Here is a 17,228-nt window from a genome sequence, read left to right as displayed (position 1 = left end):
CCGGCCCCCGGCCAACTGGACCCATCGAACGCCGCCGCTCTGGTGCTGGGCCGGTGCCAGCCGGGTTGCGAAAGTCAAGGCACAGACTCGTGTCTCGAAGGAGGTCTCCGGTGGACGTCACCCAGCTGCGAGCGCAGGCCCGCAGGCATCTCGGCCCGCACTTCACCCGCAAGGACACCTGGGCCTCGGATTTCCCGGTGTTCGTACGCGGCGAGGGAAGCTACCTGATCGACACCGAAGGACGCCGCCATCTCGACGGTCTCGCCGGGCTCTTCTGCGTCAACATGGGCCACGGGCGCGCCGACATCGCCAAGGCCGCCGCCGACCAGGTCGGCACCCTGGCCTACGCGAGCAACTGGGGTTCGGCGCACACCCCGGCGATCGAGGCGGCCACGTTGCTGGCCGAGCTCGCGCCCGGCGACCTCGGGACGACGTTCTTCGTCAACTCGGGCTCGGAGGCGGTGGAAACCGCGCTGAAGTTCGCCCGGCAGTATCACCGCAGCCAGGGGCAGCCCGAGCGGACGAAGATCATCAGCCGCGACATGGCCTACCACGGCACGACCATCGGCGCCCTCTCGGTGACCGGGCTGGCGAAGATCAAGGAACCCTTCGGCCCGCTCATGCCGGGCGTCCGGCACGTGCCGAACACGTTGGGACTGCTGGGAGACTGCGGTCCGGCGTCCGAATTGGACTGTGTCACGGCGATCGAGCGGGTCATCCTGGAGGAAGGGCCGGAGACGATCGCGGCGCTGTTCGCCGAGCCGGTGCAGAACGGCCGCGGCGCGCTGGTGCCGCCGAAGGGATACTGGCCCGCTTTGCGCGCCCTGTGCGACAAGTACGGCATCCTGCTCGTGTCCGACGAGGTCATCTGCTCGTTCGGCAGGCTGGGCCACTGGTTCGGGCACGGCGTCACCGGGGTGGTGCCCGACCTGATCACCTTCGCCAAGGGATCGACGTCGGGGTACGCGCCGCTCGGCGGGGTGATCGTGCGCGAGAAGCTGGTCACCGAGCTGTACGACTCGCCCAAGGGCGGCGTCTTCACCCACGGCGCCACGTGGGGCGGGCATCCGGTCGCCACCGCCGTCGCCGTCGCGAACCTCACCGCGATGCGGGACGAGCGCGTGCTCGACAACGTGCGCACCGAGGGCCCGGAGCTGTTCGCCGCGCTGAACTCGCTCAAGTCCGCGCACCGCTGCGTCAAGGACGTCCGCGGCACCGGGTTCTTCTACGCCATCGAGCTGATGGCCGACCGCGACAGCGGCCGTGAGCTGACCGAGGCCGAGTCGTTGAAGGTGCTTCGCGAGGTGCTCCCGGAGGCGTTCCGGCGCACGGGCGTCATCCTCCGCGGCGACGATCGCGGCGCGACCATGCTGATGATCTCGCCGCCGCTCGTCGCCGATCGCGAGGTGCTCACCGAGCTTCTGCACGGCGTCGACGCGATGCTCAACGACGTCGAGAAGGCCGTCCAGCCCTGATCCTCTGTTCACCACGTGGGGGTCGCCGTCTTCCGGCGACCCCCACTTCGTCCGTGGAGGTACTTCGATGAGCCTGACCACCGAGGTCACGCCGGACGCCACGCTCGACGGCTGGCGGGAGGCGTTGCGCGGCGGGGATCTCCGCGTCGCCTTGCCGGACGGCGACGACGAGCGCGCCGTCCGCGCCGCGATGAAACTCCGGGACGAGGGGATCGTGCGGCCGCTGCTTTTCGGTGACGGGGCATGCCTTCGCGCGGCAGGGGCCACGGAGGACCTGATCGTGGACGTCGCGGACGCCCTGGCCGACGACCGGATCGAGTCCGCCCTGGCAGCGGGATTCGAGCGTCGTCCGGAAAAACTCGACGCCGCCCGGCGCGATCCGGTGTTCGTGGCGGCCGCGGCCTTGCGAGCGGGCGTCGTGGACGCTTGTGTCGCCGGCGCGACCCGGCCGACCGCCGACGTCCTGCGCGCGGGGCTGCGGGTCGTGGGCCTGGCCCCGGGAGTGTCCACTTTGAGCAGTTGCTTCCTGCTGCTGCTCCCGGACGGGCGGCGGCTGACCTTTTCGGACTGTGCCGTGGTCCCCGAACCGGGCGCGGAGCAGCTGGCGGACATCGCCCTCGCCGCCGCGGCGACCCACCGCGGCCTGACGGGCGAAGACCCCGTGGTCGCGATGCTGTCGTTCAGCACGCAGGGGAGTGCGGCCCATCAGCGCGTCGACGTCGTCCGCGAGGCGACTTCGTTGGTGCGGCAGCGAGAACCCGGTCTTCCCGTGGACGGCGAGTTGCAGTTCGACGCCGCGCTGGTGGCGTCGATCGCGGCGGCCAAGGCGCCCGGATCCGCGGTCGCCGGTCGCGCGAACGTCCTCGTCTTCCCGAATCTGGACGCCGGCAACATCGGCTACAAGATCGCCGAGCGGCTCGGCGGGGCCGTCGCGCTCGGCCCGATCCTCCAGGGCCTCGCCGCGCCGCTCAACGATCTCTCCCGCGGTTGCTCGTCCTCCGACATCGAAACGCTCGCGCTGCTGAGCGCGGTCCAAGCTAGCCGAGCAGGGCGAGGGTGACGTAGGCGATGGTGCCGACGAGCAGCGTGGAGAGCAGGCCGAGCAGCAGCGCCCGGCCGCCGGTGCGGACCAGGGTGCCGATCCGGACCGCGCAACCGAGCCCGAAGAGCGCTCCCGCCAGCAACAGCGTGCAGATCACCTTGGCGACGTCGAGCGCGACGCCCGGCAGGATCCCGGTGCTGCGCACCACCACCATCGCCAGGAAACCGAGGACGAACAGCGGGACCAGTGGCGCGCGCTTCCCGCCCGCGGACGGGCGGCGACGGCGTTCGTGCACGCTGACCGCCGCGACCATCGGCGCCAGCAGGACGACCCGGCTCAGCTTCACCACCACGGCGACCGCGACGGCGGCGGTCCCCGCCGGGGTGGCGGCCGCGACGACCTGCGCGACCTCGTGCACGCCCAACCCGGCCCAGCCGCCGATCCGCAGCGCGTCCATGCCCAGCCAGCCGCCGAGCAGCGGGACCGCCGCGATCGCCAGGCCTCCGTAGAAGGTGACCAGGGCGACCGCGGTCGCGACGTCGGAGTCTTCACGCTCGACGACGCCTTCCATCGCCGCGATCGCCGAGGCGCCACAGATGGAGAACCCGGTCGCGACCAGCATCGCGAGACCGCGCGGAACGCCGATCAGCCTCCCGAGCCCGATCGTGCCGAGGAACGTGAGACCGACCGTCAGCACGACCGCGAGCAACGTGCCAGGGCCGAGGGAAAGCACCGAAGGGAGCGCGAGTTGCAAGCCGAGAAGGACGACACCGGCGCGCAGGAGCTTCTTCGTCACCTTCGCGATGGCTTGCCGGGTGCCGTCCGAGAGCACCGGCAGCGAGCCGGCGAGCACCCCGAGCACGACCGCGAGCGTGAGAGCGCTGAGCACGGGAACGGCGGTGCTCAGCAGATACGCGACGGCCACACCGAGCGCGGTGACGGCGAGACCGGTCAGATGCGGCTTCGTCCGCCGCGCATACGTGGTGCTCATGGTGACGAGCGTCGTCCGGAGAGGACAGTGCCGGTAGCCGCGAATGCGGCGGGTAGGTCATGCAGTTTGGCTATGACAGCGCCGGAGTTGGACTCCCTGCGCTTGCTCGTCCTCGTCGGCGAACTGGGCAGCATCGGGCAGGCCGCGGCCACCCTCGGGATCGCGCAGGCGTCGGCGAGCAAGCGGCTGTCCTTTGTGGAGCGGCGGCTCGGCCTGGTGCTACTGGACCGGACCCGTCGCGGTTCCGTGCTCACCCCGGACGGCCGTGTGATCGCCGGCTGGGCGCGCCGCGTGCTCACCGAGCTCGACGGGCTGCTCGACGGCGCCGAGGCCCTGCGGACCCGGCACGAGGCCGGACTCCGCGTCGCGGCGAGCATGACACTGGCCGAGCATCTGGTCCCCGGCTGGATCGGCGAGCTCAAACGCGCGAACCCGGGCCTCTACCTCGGCCTCGAGGTCACGAATTCGGATCAGGTCGCCGTACTGGCCCGCGAGGGCAAGGTCGACCTCGGTTTCGTCGAATCGCCCGGCGCGCTGCCCGGTCTCACCTCGCGGAAGGTCGCGGGGGACCACCTCGTGGTGGTCGTCTCCGGCGCCCATCCCTGGGCGCGCGAACGTCGTCCGCTGACCCCGGCGGAGCTGGCGAGCACGCCGCTCGTGGTGCGCGAACACGGTTCCGGAACCAGGGAGACCGTCGACGCCGCCTTGCGCCGGGCCGGGGTGGGGGCGGTGAAACCGTTGCTGGAGCTGGGTTCCGCCTCCGCCGTCCGCAACGCCGTGATCGCGGGCGCCGGCCCCGCGGTGATCAGCGCACTGGACGTCACCGGCCACGATCTCGTGCCCGTCGCGGTGGAGGGTGTCGACTTCGGACGTGTCCTGCGCGCGGTGTGGCCCGCCGGGCGGCTCCTCGACGGCCCGGCGGCGGAACTGCTGGCCTTGGCGACGCGCAAGCCGTCCTGAGTGGTATCTGGACCCCTTTCCCACATCGTAACTGGCCCTCGCTCAGGGCCCGACTTGTTCCTACGGTGACCGGAACCACAATGGAGCTCCCAGCGCCACCGCCCCGGCGGTGCGTGCGAGAAGGAGGAGACGTGACTTCAGCGTCCGACCCGGCACAGAGCAGCGGCCTGAAACCAGGGCTCAAGCAGCGACATATGAACCTGATCGCCCTCGGCGGCGTCATCGGGGCCGGGCTGTTCGTCGGCAGCGGCGTGGTCATCCAGTCGGCCGGTCCGGCCGCGGTGGTCTCGTTCCTCATCGCGGGCCTGATCACCGTGCTCATCATGCGGATGCTCGCGGAGATGACGATCGCCAAACCCGCGCTCGGCTCGTTCTACGTCTACGCGAGGGAAGCGCTCGGCAATCGCGCGGGCTTCGCCGTCGGCTGGATGTACTGGTACTTCTTCGTCATCGTCGTGGCGGTCGAAGCCGTCGCGGGCGGCCGGATCCTGCAGCTGTGGGTACCGGACGTGCCACTGTGGGTGCTCAGTCTCGGCCTGCTCCTGATCCTCACCGGCACCAACATGGTCTCGGCCCGGTCCTACGGCGAGTTCGAGTACTGGTTCTCCTCGATCAAGGTCGTCGCGATCGTCGTCTTCCTGGTCGTCGGCGCCCTCTACCTGTTCGGTTTCTGGCCGGGTGCCCAAGGTGGACTGACGAATCTGGTCTCCCACGGTGGATTCGCGCCACTCGGGATCGGGGCGGTACTCGCGGCGGTGGTCCCGTGCATCGGCTTCTACACCGGCGCGGAGATCGTCACCATCGCCGCCGCCGAGTCCGCGGAACCGAAGAAGGCGATCGCGAAGGCCATGCGGTCGATCATCTTCCGGGTGGTGCTGTTCTACGTCGGTTCGGTGTTCCTCGTCGTCGCGATCAAGTCCTGGGACGATCCGGCGACCGCGGTGAGCCCGTACGCGGCGGTGCTGGAGGTGCTCGGCATCCCGGCCGTGGCCACGATCATGAACGCGATCGTCCTGACCGCGGTGCTCTCCTGCCTGAACTCGGCGCTGTACACCTCGTCTCGGATGCTGTTCGCGCTCACCAGCAACGGTGACGCGCCGAAGGCCTTCACCAGGCTTTCCCGCAGCGGTGTGCCGCGGCGCGCGATCCTGGCCGGGACCGCGATCGGGTACGTGTCCGTCATCGCCGCCTACACCTCGCCGGACCTGATCTTCCAGTTCCTGGTCAACTCCTACGGCGCCGTGGCGCTGTTCGTGTACCTCTCGATCGCGCTCGCGCAGGTGCGGCTCCGCCGCAGGCTGGAGCGAGAGGACCCGGACAAGCTCACGCTCAAGATGTGGCTGTTCCCGTGGCTGAGCTACGCGACCATCGCGCTGATGGCCGCGGTGATCCTGGCGATGGCGCTACTGCCGTCGACTCGCTCGCAGTTCTGGCTCAGCGCGGTGACGCTCGCGTTGATCCTCCTCGGATTCGAGATCCGGCGGCGGCGGGGGAAGCCGGTGGCGAAGGCGCCGTCCGGGCCCGTCGATCCCGTCCCGGACAAACCCGAGCGTGCCCCGGCGGCCGTCCGGGAGTGAGCTGGACGGGTTGAAGCGTCCTTCACCGCATCCGACTCGGTGAAGGACGCTTTCAACCCGGCGGATCACCGGCTCACCGTGAACTCCCTTGTCACGCTGGCGAGTTTCTCGGGATTGCGGACGTGATAGGCACCGGTGACGAAGCCGTTTTCGACCCGGACCGCGAGCACGCCGTCGATCTCCCCGCCGACGCGGATCAGCAGACCGGGGCCGCCGTTGACCTGCACTGGTTCGACGGACCTTTCCGCCTCGCGTTTCCACCAGCCGACGGCCAGCAGCCTGGCCACCTTGTCCGCGCCCACGATCGGCCGCAGCAGGGCGTGTTTCACCCCGCCGCCGTCGCTGAGCGCGACGACGTCCGGCGCGAGGATGTCGAGCAGGCCTTGCAGATCGCCTGTTTCCACCGCCGACTGGAACGCCTGGAGCGCGGCCCGGTGCTCGGCCGGTGATCCGGTGCCACGCGGTCTGCGCGCGGCGACGTGGGCCCGTGCCCGGTGGGCGATCTGGCGTACGGCGGCGGGAGTCTTGTCGACGGCCTGGGCGATTTCGTCGTACCCGACGGCGAAAACCTCCCGCAGCACGAAGACGGCCCGCTCGGTCGGCGCGAGTGTCTCCAGCACCAGCAGCATCGCCATCGACACGCTGGCGGCGAGTTCGACGTCCTCGGCCACGTCGGGGGTGGTCAGCAGCGGTTCGGGTAGCCACGGGCCGACATAGGACTCCTTGCGCCTGCCGAGCGTCCGCAGCCGTTTGAGCGCCTGCCGGGTGGTGATCCGGACCAGGAACGCACGCGGATCCAGCACCGTGTCGAGCGCGACGCCCGCCCAGCGCAACCAGGTCTCCTGCAGGACGTCCTCGGCGTCGGTGGCCGAACCGAGCATCTCGTAGGCCACGGTGAAAAGCAGGTTGCGGTGGGTCACGAACGCTTCGGTCGCCGGGTCCATGGCGCCCTGCGCCTCGGGTCGTTCACTCATCGCCGGTCCTCGCTCGGGTCGTCTCGGTCGTGCTTCGCCCATACGACCCCGGCCGGCACCGTTTTGTGACAGTCAGCCCGTTCCCAGCCAGTCGCGGATCGCGGCGACGAATTCCTCGGGCGCGTCGGACTCGACGTAGGTGCCGGCGCCCTCGACGATCACGGTGCGGTGGTCGGGGAAGGTCGCTTCGAGGCGTTCGCGTTCCTGGGGGCGGAAGGCGATGTCGGCGTCGCCCCACACGATCAGCGTCGGCAGGTGGGCGACGTCGGCGAGGCCCGCCTCGACCTCGGTGAAGAAGGCTCGGCTGGCGAGCGTCCTGCCGGGGAACACGGCGGAAGACTGCCGCCGCGCGGGGGTGTCCAGCGCCCGGCGGTACTGGGTCATCTCGGCCGCGGTCGGTTTCCGCCGCCGGTGGCCCGTGGGGATGAACGTGTTGACGAGAAGGTTGAATCGCCGGACGAGGAAACGGCCGACGGGCCCGCCGATGATGCGGGAGAAGGCCTCGAAATGGAGAATCCCGTTGACCGGCCAGGCCCAGGTGTTCGCGAGCACGAGCCGATCGAAGGCGTCTGGCCGTCGCTGAGCGGCGGCCAGGCCGATCAAGCCACCCCAGTCCTGCCCGACGAGGGTCGCTTTCTCGATGCCGAGCGCGTCGATGAACCCGGTGACCACGTCCGCGTGCTCCTCGGGCCAGTAGCGGTAGCCGGGTTTCGGCGTCGATAGCCCGAAGCCCGGATAGTCGAGGGCGACGCACCGGAAGTCTCCGCGCAGCGCGCGGATCACGTCGCGCCAGAGGAACGACCAGGTCGGATTGCCGTGCAGGAACATCAGGGTGGGCCCCGAGCCCTCGTCGATGTAGTGCACGGTGTTCCCGTCGATGTCGACGAAGCGGCTCTCGAAGGGGAACAGGTCGTCGTCGACCCAGGAGGGCCGGACGCTCTCGGTGATGTCGGCCATCGCGGCCTCCTCCGGCGTCGGGATGCTTGAGTTTTTCACGCGCACTTGAGAAGGTCAAGCGATGCGGAGTTACGGTCAGTACTGTGGGCTTGCCCGGGCGCTCGACGTCGTCGGCGACCGGTGGAACCTGCTCATCGTCCGCCAGCTCCTGATCGCCCCCGCCCGCTACCGGGAGCTGCTCGACGGGCTTCCCGGCGTGGCCACCAATCTGCTCGCCGATCGCCTTCGCGACCTCGAGGCCGCCGGCGTGGTCGAACGGAACCTGGCCGAGGGGACCAACGCCGTCGTCTACGCGCTCACGGAGTGGGGCGCCGGGCTGCGAGAGCCGATCGAGGGCCTCGTCCGCTGGTCCACCCCGCTCATGATGCGAGGGCCGGACGGCGATCGCTTCGACGCCGCATGGCTCGTCGTCGCCCTTCGAGCGTTGCTGCCCGGCGGGCACCGGTCGCCGGCGATCGGTATCGAGGTGGACGGCAGCCTGTTCCGGTTGCGAGCGGCGCCCGGTGGAACGGAGGTCGAGAAGCACGACGGAGGTGAACTCGACGCCGTCCTCCGGGCGGACGCGGCGATCGTTCTCGGGCTGGCGGCGGGTGCGCTCGAGCTCGACGACGTCGCCGGGCTCGTCGACATCGAGGGGGACGAAGGCGCGGTGCGGGACCTCCTCCAGACCCGGCACGCGGTCCCTCGGGCATGATCGGCTCATGCGCGTCTTGTCGGAGAGTCAGCTCGGTTCCATCCTGGCGGGCGTTCCCGCGTCATGCCCCCGGGTGGTGGTGAGCGGGAACTTCGCCACCCCGATGCGGGCGCTGAAAGTGCTGGACACGGCGCTCGCGGAGTACCGGCTGTTCGCGTTGAACGCGCAGGCCGGAATGCCGGACCGCGAAGGTGTGCTGCTGGAGACGCCGTTCGTGGGTGCCGGGATGCGCGGCCGCGCCGGGCTGCGGTACTTCCCGTCGCGGTTGTCGCTGGTGCCGCAACTGCTCAAGACGGCGTTGCCGCCGGACGTGGTCCTGCTGCACACCTCGGTCCCGGTGGACGGCATGGTGTCGCTGGGTACGGAGGTGAACATCCTGCCCGCGGCCGTCGAGGCGGTGCGGGCGCGCGGTGGCCTGGTCGTCGCGCAACTCAACCCGGAGATGCCGTTCGTCCACGGCGACGGAGTCCTGCCGGTCAGCGAGATCGACTACGCCCTCGACGTGGCCGAGCCGCTCCTGTCACCCGTCCCGCGGCCGGTGGGGGACACGGCGCGGACCATCGGTGAGCGGGTGGCGGGGCTGGTCGAGGACGGCGCGACCCTGCAACTGGGCATCGGCGGGATCCCGGACGCGACACTGGCCGCGGTGACCGGACGGCGCGGGCTCGCGATCTGGTCGGAGATGTTCAGCGACGGTGTGCTCGCGCTCGACCGCGCCGGTGCCCTCGATCCGGCGGTGCCGGTGACGGCCTCGTTCGTGTTCGGCACCGCGGAGCTGTACCGCTGGCTCGACCGCAATCCGCGGGTTCGCTTGCTGCGCACGGAAAAGACGAACGATCCCGCCGTGATCGCCCGGCAGCGCGGCCTGGTGTCGGTGAACAGTGCTCTCGAAGTGGATCTGTTCGCGCAGGCCAACGCGAGCCGGGTGCGAGGCGCGATCTATTCGGGATTCGGCGGGCAGACCGACTTCGTGGTCGGGGCGTTGCACTCACCCGGCGGGCGGGCGATCATCGCGCTGCCGTCGTGGCATCCGAAGGCCGACGTCTCGACGGTCGTGCCGCGGCTGGCCGGGCCGGTGACGTCGTTCCAGCACAGTTTCCTGGTGAGTGAACACGGCGTCGCGACCATCTGGGGCAACGATTCGAGCGAACAGGCGCAGCAGATCGTCGACCACGTCGCGCATCCGTCGGCCCGGGAAGAACTCGTGACGCGAGGCCGGGAACTGGGATTCACGCTTTCGTAGTGCCGGTTTTCCTTGAGGGGCGGGGTATGTTGCGAAAGCCACTTTCGCAACGTTGAAGGTTGCGAAAGCCACTTTCGCAACGCCGGGGATGTCCCGAAAGCCACCTCCGCGACGTGGCACTGGACATCGGCGCCCACCGGTGGGGACACGCGAGCGGGGAAGCGGCCAGCCCGCGAGTCGTCAGTTCTGGGCACCTTCCTTATCCGGGTCGAGGTCCGCCTCGCGCCTTCCGGCTCGCTCGTTGAGCGCCGCCGAAAGGGAAGCCGAGTACTCGCCCGCGCCATTGAAGTGCCCTCGACCTCACGGCAACGGTGGTGCAGGCGTCACGCGTTCGAGTTTCGTCCAGCCGGTCCAGCCTCGCGTTCTCAGCAGCTCGATCAGCCGGCGGGCCGGCGGGGCGGTGTCGAAGGCGAGTGCGTCCATCAGTTCGGCGAAAGGCGGTGCGACGTCGGTGTCGCCGACATAGGCCTCGTTCCGCTCGTCCGCCATCCGCGTGATGTGGACGGCCAGCTTGTCGGCGAGCTCGATCAGCTCGGCATCGTCGTCGCTCCGGTCGAGCGCCTGCCCCAGGGTGCGATAGAAATCGATGAGCGGCGGATCGGCGAGCTGCTCCTTCTTGCGCTCCGCCCACTCCGGGATCCGTTCGGGTGAGTGCGCGGCCAGCAGGATCCAGCCGTCCCGCTCGACCTGGACGATCCTCTCGTCGACGCCGTGCGCCCGCAGCACGTCGAGAATCTCGACCACCTCCGGCGGCAGCACCAGGGCGTCCCCGGACGCGAGCCGGGCGATCCGCTCGCGATGCCGCTGCCGTTGGCGGATTTCGGCGCGCAGCCGCTCGTCGATGTCGGCGACCGCCGCGGCGAACTCGCGTTCGTCGGCCTGGAGCAGTTCCCGCACTCGCGACAGCGGGACCCCGGCTTCGGCGAGGGTCCTGATCCTGACCAGCTCGATCACCGCCCCGGCGTCGTAGCGCCGGTAACCGGAATGGTCGCGCTCGGGCTCCGGCAGCAGGCCCTTGGCGTGATAGTGCCGCACCGCGCGCACCGTCACCCCCGCGCACGACGCCAGCTCACCGATGGGTCAACATGCGCTCAGTGTGCGGCAACGCGGATCAGGCGGGCGATCTGCCGCGCGTGGGTGACGACGAGCCGGTGGTCGGCGTCGAGCCACGACGTGGAGACGTGCGGCCGCTCGCGGGTGAGCCGTTCGACCCCGGCGCGCCAGTTCTCGTTGCGCCACCGCGCACGCTCGTCATCGCCGCCCCCGGCCATCGAGGCCGCCATGATCAGGTGGATCGGACAGTCGATCCTCCGATACTGGTCGAGGATGCCGGAGCGCACTGCTTCGATCTCGATGTTGAGATCGAGGAAGTCTTGTGGGGACAGCAGAACCTGACGCGCGGTGCCCGCGACCCGCTCGAACTCGTGCCGCAGTCCCTCCGCCATCGCCCGGAACTCCGGCAGGTCGGCTTCGGTGAGGAACGGTTCGGGCACCGGGTTCGCGCCGTCGACGAGGACGAGCCCGGACACGGCGTCCGGATGGCCGGCGGCGTAGTGCACGGCCAGGTCCGCGCCCAGCGAATGCCCCACGAGAACGGCCCGCGGGCCGACGTAGCCCGACTCCGCCATGACAGCGCCGAAATCGCCGAGGAACGCCTCGAAGGTGTACCGGTCGCCGGGCGAGGAGAGGCCGTGGCCTCTCAAGTCGAACGTCACCACGTCGTGGTCGAGGCGCAGCAACCCGATCAGCTCGTGCAGATCCGCCTGTGGCGTGAGCAGCCCGGGACACAGCACAAGCGGCCGTCCCCGGCCGCCGCGCGAGACCCGGATCGCGACGCCGTCGTGGTGGACCGTGAAATGGCTGTCTCGCGTGTTCATGGCAGCCATGCTGAGGGGTTGCCCCTGCGTCAGGGTCAACTTCAGTGCGGGTACGAGCGGATGATCCCCGACGGGAAAAGTGTCACCAGGTGATCGGGACGTCGACGGGACCGCGAAGGGTGAGGAACATCCGCCGCCAGGCGAGTTCTTCGAACGGCACGGCCAGCCGCAGCCGTGGTGCGGCGGCGAGTAAGGCGGTGAGCCCGGCCTGGAGTTCCGTGCGGGCCAGGGCCGCCCCGAGACAATGGTGTGGCCCGTGCCCGAAAGTGAGATGGCCGGGCGTACGAGCGGGATCGACCAGCTCCGGTTCCGGAAAGCGCCGACGATCGTGGTTGCCCGCCCGCAAGGGCGCGAGGACGAATTCGCCGGCACGGATCGGGACTCCGCCTATCTCGGCGTCCTCGACGGCGACCCGTCCCTGGTCCGTGGCCGAACTCTGGTCCTGGCGCAGGAGTTCCTCGACCAGTGCGGGGATCCCGGCGGGGTCGCGGGGGAGTGCCGGTTCGACGGCCAGCCGGAGTACGGCCTGAGCCAGCGCGTTCGACGGCGGGACGTATCCGGCGATCACGATCGCGAAGGCGAGCTGCGTGATCTCGTCCGGGCGCAACGAGTCGCCGGAGTCGTCGCGGGCCTCGATCAGGCCGGTCAGCAGATCGTCACCGGGAGCGTTTCGCTTGGTCTCCACCAATTCCGCGAGATAGCCGCCCAGCTTTTGGGCCGCTTCGGCCATTTCTTCATAGCTCGGCGCGGTGAACACCGCGACGATGCTGTCGGTCCAGGACCGCAGCTCGTCGCGAACCGACTGCGGGACACCGAGAAGCTCGCTGAGCGACGCGAGGGCGAAAGGAATCGCGAACCCGTTCAGCACGTCGGCGGGTTGACCTTGCGAGATCAGCTTCGCGGCCGACTCCGCCGCGAGGGTTTCCAGGCGCGGGCGCAACAGTTCGATCCGGCGCGGGGTGAGCGCCTTGGCCGCGATGCGCCGCAGCCGCGCGTGCGCGGGGCCCGACATGGTGAAGAGCAGTCCTCCGCCGTCGGCCGAGCCGGTCCCCGGTACCCAGGGGCGGAACCGCGGATCGCCGAGCAAGCCCCGGATGTCCGCGTAACGCGTGACGAGCCAGGCGTCCTCGCCGGAGGCCAGGCGCACCCGGCCGACGGGTTCCTCGTCCTGACGGCGGATGAATTCCGCGGGACACCGCAACGGTTCCGTGTCCGTGAACGGGTATTCGGCTGCCCCAGTCATGTTCCCTCTCCGTTCTTCGGTCTTCCGGTGGTCTTCTCGGCCAGCGAGTGCAACGGCGTAAGGGCGGAATCCTCGTCCACCCCGAGCGCGCGAGCGGTCAGCAGCCGGTACAGCTCGTCCGCCGCGCGGGTGAGGCGCGCGGCCCGGTCCGCGACCGAGTCCTCGTCCGGATCGAGCTCGGCGAGCGCCGCGGCGAGGATCTCTTCGGCGGCACGCTGCTGACGCCGGGCGACGGCCTCGACCAACGCGTCGACCGGGACGACCAGGGTGCGGCGCCGATCCGCCGGATCAGGACGTGTCACGAGCGCGCCCGCCGCCCGCATTCTGGCGACGGCACCCGAGACGTGGCTCTGCGCGAAACCGGTACGGGCGGTCAATTCGCCGATCGACAAGCCGGGCTCCTCGACAAGCACCGAGATCAGCACGTCGTGGATCTCCGGGGTCTCCGGATCCGAATCGTCACGCATGCCCCGGGCGGCGAGCTCCATCAGGTGCTTGCCGAGAAGATACAACTCACTGGCCTTCACATCGATAACGATACATCTAAAACGATGCTAATGCGGGTTTCGAGAGAGGTGTCGCGGTCGGTACCGTACCGGCGACAGGGTGTACCGAGAACCGATGCGTTGCGAGGTGTGGGGTGTCCGTGGCGGGCGAACGGGTTCCAGAAGGTGTCGACATCCGAGTGCCCAGTGCGGCACGGGTCTACGACTGGTTGCTCGGCGGCAGTCACAATTTCGACGCCGACCGCGCTGTCGGGGAGAAGGTCATGGCGGTGCTGCCGACGGGCCGCCAGGTCGCCGCGTCGAACCGGGCGTTCCTTCGCCGCGCCGTGCAGTACATGGTCGGGCAGGGCATCACCCGGTTCCTCGATCTGGGCTCAGGGATCCCGGCCGTCGGCAACGTGCACGAAATCGCCCAGGACATGGACCCCGGATGCCGGGTGGTCTACGTCGACTACGACAAGGTCGCCGTCGCCCACAGCAGGCTCATCCTGGACGGCAACCCGAACGCCAGTGTCGTCGAGGAAGATCTCTGCAGTCCGGAAGCGGTCCTGAACTCGGAGGCGGCGCGGGCGTTGCTGGCCGACGGCGAGCCGATCGGGCTGCTCATGGTGGCCGTGTTCCACTTCATCCCGGACAGCCAGCACCCCGCCGAGATCGTCACCCGCTACCGCGAGGCACTGCCGGCGGGCAGCCTGGTCGCGCTGTCGCATCTGACCGCGGACCACGCGCCCCTGGAAATGGCGGCGGTCACCGAGGCGATGAAGAACAGCAGGGATCCCATGTATTTCCGCCCATACGCCGAAGTCGCCGCTCTCTTCGAAGGACTGGAGCTGGTCGACCCCGGTGTGGTGAGCGCGCCGCTGTGGCGGCCGGAGCCCGGCCTCCGCGATATCGAACCGGACGACGTCTACGCCGGCGTCGGACGCAAGGTCTGAGTCCGGTCACGTCGCGAAAGCCACTTTCGAGACATCAGGTGTCCCCAAAGTGGCTTTCGCGACGTGGCCCGGATCTGTGGACGGTCACCACCACCGGACGCCGCGGTCGATGCAGGTGTCCCACAGCGGGTCGGATTGGCAGATCGTGACGATGTCCTTCTTCTTCGAGATCGTCTTGTCGTAATGGGTGCACTTCGGACCTGAAGTCGTGTCCCGGTAGTAGGGCTTCGCCGGAGGCGAACTCACCGTTTCCTGGAACGAAGCGTACGCCCAGTAGCCGTTCGCCTTCTTGTCGCATACGGTGAAATCGCGGTCCTTCAGGTCGACGACGACCCTGGCGAGGAGCGGCCCGCCGACCTCCTGGAGGTCGAAGTTCCGGTAACGTTCGCTGTCCTGGGCCACGGAGTCCTCGTTCTGGCCCTCCAGCCCGCCGTCCGCGGCTGTGGCAGCCGAGGCCGACCCGGCGCCCAGCGCCAACAATACGGCGGTCGTGACGCCGACGAATCGCAATTCACGCACGATTTACCCCTCTCTGAGCTTTGTGGAATTCGCCCGGCTGTTTCCGTTGGCGTGGGAATCACCCTCACCGATAGGCGCGGTCCGCGTACACACCTTTTCGCCGGAACGAAAACCGGTAAGTCGGTGGCGAGTTCCGGATCCGGCGTCGACCGGGTCCGAGACCGTTTGTCATGCTGCCGGTGTGGCAACCACGGAAACACAGCCCGTCCAGGCGTCCATCGGCCGGGGGAGAGCACTGGTCCTGGTGTGTCTGGCCGGCGTGCTCTGGGGCACGATCGGCCCGGTAATCCCGGTCGTCCACGACGCTTCTGGCCTCTCGCCGCTGGCCATCGGCGGGTATCGCGCCCTGGTCGCGGTCGTCGTCCTGGTGATCGCCGCCGCCGTGCTGCGGCGGTCGCGTGACTGCGTGCGGCTCGGGCGGCGGCATTGGCGGCGAGTGACCGTGGTCGGGGTTTCGACGGCGATCTTCCAGCTGCTCTTCTTCGTGGCCGTCCTGTGGGCGGGGGTGAGCATCACCACCGTGGTGTGTCTCGGATTCGCGCCGGTGCTGTTGCTGATCACCGGCAGCGTCAGGCGTCGCCGCAGGCCCTCCGCCGGCCAGTTCCTCACGGTCGCAGTCGCACTCGCGGGGCTCCTCCTCGTCAGCGTTGCCGGCAGCCCTGACGGCGAAGCGCCGTATCCGGTTCTAGGTGTGCTCGCCGCACTCGCGTCCGGCGCCGCCTACGCCCTCTCCGCCGACGCGGCCGGGCCACTATCGCTGCGGCTCGACACGCTGACCATGACCACGACGACGACCTGTGTCGCCGCGATGGTCCTCGTTCCCGCCGGGCTGATCGTGCCGCTGGCGACCGGTGGTGGGATGTGGACCGGCGACCTCCGGTCGTGGGCGCTGATCGGCTACCTCGGGGCCGTGACCATGGCGCTCGCCTACGCACTGCTGTTCACCGGCCTCCGATCCACACCCAGCGGCGCGGCGGTGGTGGCGACCCTGCTCGAACCGGTCACCGCCGTCCTGATCGCCGTCGTCTGGCTGGATGAACGGCTGACGGTCGCGGGTGTCGTTGGGGTCGTGCTGATCATGGCCGCGATCGGCGGCCTGGGACGGTACTCGAAGGAACCCGCGCCGCAGTGATCACGGCCCGGGCTCAGCTCGTTTCCCGGACGACCAGCCGGTGCGGGGCGACGATCGAGCGCGGTGATCGCGGGCTCGACATCTGCTCGGCCAGCCGGTCGAGGGCGAGTTCGGCGATGCGATCCTTGTCCGGGGAGACGGTGGTGAGCGCCGGGACACTGAACCTGCCGTCTTCGATGTCGTCGAAACCGATCAGTGCCAAGGAATCCGGCACCGCGACGCCGCGGTCGGCGGCGGCTCGCAACGCGCCCAGCGCGAGTTCGTCGGTGAAGCAGAACACCGCGTCGGGCGGACGGGGAGAGTCCAGCAGCCGCAGCATCGCCTGATGGCCGTCGGCGCGATGCAGACTCGGCACGGTCACTTCAAGCTCGGGCTCGGCCGGCAGCCCGGCGTCGGCGAGCGCCTCCCGATATCCGGCCAGCCGCTGGCGGGCGGTCGCGTTGAGCGAATGCGGCTGGCTCCCGACCGCGGCGATCCGCCGACGGCCGCGCGCCAGCAGGTGCGCGGTGGCCTCGCGTGCGGCCGCGACGTTGTCGATCGCGACGTGGTCGACCCCGGCGGTACCGTCGTGCTCCCCGAGGAGCACGAGGGGAGCGGTGTCGGTCCGGGAGGCCAGTTCCGCGGGGGCCACCGCCCACGGACTGAACAGCACGCCGTCGACCAATTGGCTGCGCCGTCCGTGCAGCAGTTGCGTCTCCCGTTCGGCGTCGCCGTCGGTCTGGTCGATGAGGACCGTCAGTCCCCGGGCTTCGGCGATACGCACCGTCCGCGCGGCGAGCTCGGAGAAGTAGGGCGAGTCGATTTCCGGGATCACCAGCGCGACCAGCCCGGTCCGGCCCTGCCGGAGTGTCCGGGCGGCCATGTTGGGCCGGTAGCCGAGGGCGTCGATACTCGCCTGCACCCGCTCCCTGGTCGCCGGGGCGACGTAGCGGAAGCCGTTGACCACGTTCGACACCGTCCGCACGGACACCCCGGCGTGCTCGGCCACATCCCGCAGCTTCGGGTTCATCCTCGTCCTCTCGCTCGCGGCGAGGATACCTCTTGCAACGTGGCATGCCACGTTGCAAACTGGAGTGACAGTGCCGTGTCGCCCGGAGGTCGAG

The 17,228-nt window shown here is 69.7% G+C and carries 17 protein-coding genes; 8 read left to right on the top strand and 9 right to left on the bottom strand.

Going from position 1 to position 17,228, the window contains the following annotated elements:
• Nucleotides 1-110: 110 nt before the first annotated feature.
• Both ACZ1DY_RS25420 and ACZ1DY_RS25415 read left to right on the top strand, forming a co-directional pair.
• Nucleotides 111-1,475 (top strand): aspartate aminotransferase family protein, encoded by a 1,365-nt coding sequence (locus ACZ1DY_RS25420; protein WP_126734246.1) that lies wholly within the window; start codon nt 111-113, stop codon nt 1,473-1,475.
• Between the two features lie 67 nt (nt 1,476-1,542).
• Nucleotides 1,543-2,535 (top strand): phosphotransacetylase, encoded by a 993-nt coding sequence (locus ACZ1DY_RS25415; RefSeq protein WP_465481091.1) that lies wholly within the window; start codon nt 1,543-1,545, stop codon nt 2,533-2,535.
• Here ACZ1DY_RS25415 and ACZ1DY_RS25410 read toward each other — a convergent pair.
• Complete coding sequence (locus ACZ1DY_RS25410; protein ID WP_257486107.1) at nt 2,513-3,508, bottom strand: YeiH family protein; 996 nt, start codon at nt 3,506-3,508, stop codon at nt 2,513-2,515. The genes ACZ1DY_RS25415 and ACZ1DY_RS25410 overlap by 23 nt on opposite strands.
• Nucleotides 3,509-3,580: 72 nt before the next feature.
• Here ACZ1DY_RS25410 and ACZ1DY_RS25405 point away from each other — a divergent pair, with 72 nt between their 5' ends.
• Both ACZ1DY_RS25405 and ACZ1DY_RS25400 read left to right on the top strand, forming a co-directional pair.
• Nucleotides 3,581-4,468: a LysR family transcriptional regulator gene (locus ACZ1DY_RS25405; protein ID WP_465481090.1), complete on the top strand. Its 888-nt coding sequence runs from the start codon at nt 3,581-3,583 to the stop codon at nt 4,466-4,468.
• 194 nt (nt 4,469-4,662) lie between these two features.
• Nucleotides 4,663-6,045: an amino acid permease gene (locus tag ACZ1DY_RS25400; protein ID WP_465485708.1), complete on the top strand. Its 1,383-nt coding sequence runs from the start codon at nt 4,663-4,665 to the stop codon at nt 6,043-6,045.
• Between the two features lie 65 nt (nt 6,046-6,110).
• Here the strand turns inward: ACZ1DY_RS25400 and ACZ1DY_RS25395 are convergent, their stop codons facing one another.
• A complete protein-coding gene (locus ACZ1DY_RS25395; RefSeq protein WP_457953618.1) occupies nt 6,111-7,019 on the bottom strand; it encodes an RNA polymerase sigma-70 factor in 909 nt (302 codons plus the stop codon).
• A 72-nt stretch (nt 7,020-7,091) separates the two neighbouring features.
• Nucleotides 7,092-7,976 carry an alpha/beta fold hydrolase gene (locus tag ACZ1DY_RS25390; RefSeq protein ID WP_465481089.1) on the bottom strand — a complete coding sequence of 295 codons (885 nt, stop codon included), beginning with the start codon at nt 7,974-7,976 and terminating at the stop codon, nt 7,092-7,094.
• A 61-nt stretch (nt 7,977-8,037) separates the two neighbouring features.
• On the opposite strand from ACZ1DY_RS25390, the gene ACZ1DY_RS25385 reads away from it, so the two are divergent.
• Nucleotides 8,038-8,670, top strand: coding sequence for a winged helix-turn-helix transcriptional regulator (locus tag ACZ1DY_RS25385; protein WP_465481088.1), 633 nt, complete (start codon nt 8,038-8,040; stop codon nt 8,668-8,670).
• 7 nt (nt 8,671-8,677) lie between these two features.
• Nucleotides 8,678-9,913: an acetyl-CoA hydrolase/transferase family protein gene (locus tag ACZ1DY_RS25380; RefSeq protein ID WP_126734239.1), complete on the top strand. Its 1,236-nt coding sequence runs from the start codon at nt 8,678-8,680 to the stop codon at nt 9,911-9,913.
• Between the two features lie 300 nt (nt 9,914-10,213).
• Here ACZ1DY_RS25380 and ACZ1DY_RS25375 read toward each other — a convergent pair whose 3' ends face one another.
• The 4 genes from ACZ1DY_RS25375 to ACZ1DY_RS25360 form a co-directional block, all read right to left on the bottom strand.
• Nucleotides 10,214-10,948, bottom strand: coding sequence for a MerR family transcriptional regulator (locus tag ACZ1DY_RS25375; protein WP_465481087.1), 735 nt, complete (start codon nt 10,946-10,948; stop codon nt 10,214-10,216).
• 56 nt (nt 10,949-11,004) lie between these two features.
• Nucleotides 11,005-11,790 carry an alpha/beta fold hydrolase gene (locus ACZ1DY_RS25370; RefSeq protein WP_465481086.1) on the bottom strand — a complete coding sequence of 262 codons (786 nt, stop codon included), beginning with the start codon at nt 11,788-11,790 and terminating at the stop codon, nt 11,005-11,007.
• Nucleotides 11,791-11,872: 82 nt separating this feature from the next.
• A complete protein-coding gene (locus tag ACZ1DY_RS25365) occupies nt 11,873-13,033 on the bottom strand; it encodes a cytochrome P450 (RefSeq protein ID WP_465481085.1) in 1,161 nt (386 codons plus the stop codon).
• Nucleotides 13,030-13,560, bottom strand: a complete 531-nt coding sequence (locus ACZ1DY_RS25360) for a MarR family transcriptional regulator (protein ID WP_257486115.1) — start codon at nt 13,558-13,560, stop codon at nt 13,030-13,032. Before ACZ1DY_RS25360 ends, ACZ1DY_RS25365 begins: the two co-directional genes overlap by 4 nt.
• A gap of 113 nt (nt 13,561-13,673) precedes the next feature.
• On the opposite strand from ACZ1DY_RS25360, the gene ACZ1DY_RS25355 reads away from it, so the two are divergent.
• Nucleotides 13,674-14,474 (top strand): SAM-dependent methyltransferase, encoded by an 801-nt coding sequence (locus ACZ1DY_RS25355; RefSeq protein WP_465481084.1) that lies wholly within the window; start codon nt 13,674-13,676, stop codon nt 14,472-14,474.
• 84 nt (nt 14,475-14,558) lie between these two features.
• On the opposite strand, the gene ACZ1DY_RS25350 is transcribed toward ACZ1DY_RS25355, so the two are convergent.
• Nucleotides 14,559-14,993 carry a hypothetical protein gene (locus tag ACZ1DY_RS25350; RefSeq protein WP_126734233.1) on the bottom strand — a complete coding sequence of 145 codons (435 nt, stop codon included), beginning with the start codon at nt 14,991-14,993 and terminating at the stop codon, nt 14,559-14,561.
• Nucleotides 14,994-15,174: 181 nt separating this feature from the next.
• Between ACZ1DY_RS25350 and ACZ1DY_RS25345 the strand changes: the two genes are divergently transcribed.
• On the top strand, nt 15,175-16,125 hold the full coding sequence (locus tag ACZ1DY_RS25345) for a DMT family transporter (protein WP_465481083.1): 951 nt from the start codon (nt 15,175-15,177) through the stop codon (nt 16,123-16,125).
• 13 nt (nt 16,126-16,138) lie between these two features.
• Here the strand turns inward: ACZ1DY_RS25345 and ACZ1DY_RS25340 are convergent, their stop codons facing one another.
• Nucleotides 16,139-17,134 (bottom strand): LacI family DNA-binding transcriptional regulator, encoded by a 996-nt coding sequence (locus ACZ1DY_RS25340; RefSeq protein ID WP_465481082.1) that lies wholly within the window; start codon nt 17,132-17,134, stop codon nt 16,139-16,141.
• Between the last annotated feature and the right edge of the window lie 94 nt (nt 17,135-17,228).

The sequence above is a fragment of the Amycolatopsis sp. PSD-21 genome, from assembly GCF_055561455.1.
This window is presented reverse-complemented; position numbering and strand designations above follow the sequence as displayed.

Coding starts and splice junctions, on each gene's coding strand:
- ACZ1DY_RS25370 (WP_465481086.1), bottom strand. CDS start 11,790: ATGAACACGCGAGACAGCCATTTCACGGTCCACCACGACGGCGTCGCG.
- ACZ1DY_RS25380 (WP_126734239.1), top strand. CDS start 8,678: ATGCGCGTCTTGTCGGAGAGTCAGCTCGGTTCCATCCTGGCGGGCGTT.
- ACZ1DY_RS25405 (WP_465481090.1), top strand. CDS start 3,581: ATGACAGCGCCGGAGTTGGACTCCCTGCGCTTGCTCGTCCTCGTCGGC.
- ACZ1DY_RS25390 (WP_465481089.1), bottom strand. CDS start 7,976: ATGGCCGACATCACCGAGAGCGTCCGGCCCTCCTGGGTCGACGACGAC.
- ACZ1DY_RS25395 (WP_457953618.1), bottom strand. CDS start 7,019: ATGAGTGAACGACCCGAGGCGCAGGGCGCCATGGACCCGGCGACCGAA.
- ACZ1DY_RS25365 (WP_465481085.1), bottom strand. CDS start 13,033: ATGACTGGGGCAGCCGAATACCCGTTCACGGACACGGAACCGTTGCGG.
- ACZ1DY_RS25385 (WP_465481088.1), top strand. CDS start 8,038: ATGCGGAGTTACGGTCAGTACTGTGGGCTTGCCCGGGCGCTCGACGTC.
- ACZ1DY_RS25340 (WP_465481082.1), bottom strand. CDS start 17,134: ATGAACCCGAAGCTGCGGGATGTGGCCGAGCACGCCGGGGTGTCCGTG.
- ACZ1DY_RS25415 (WP_465481091.1), top strand. CDS start 1,543: ATGAGCCTGACCACCGAGGTCACGCCGGACGCCACGCTCGACGGCTGG.
- ACZ1DY_RS25410 (WP_257486107.1), bottom strand. CDS start 3,508: ATGAGCACCACGTATGCGCGGCGGACGAAGCCGCATCTGACCGGTCTC.
- ACZ1DY_RS25400 (WP_465485708.1), top strand. CDS start 4,663: ATGAACCTGATCGCCCTCGGCGGCGTCATCGGGGCCGGGCTGTTCGTC.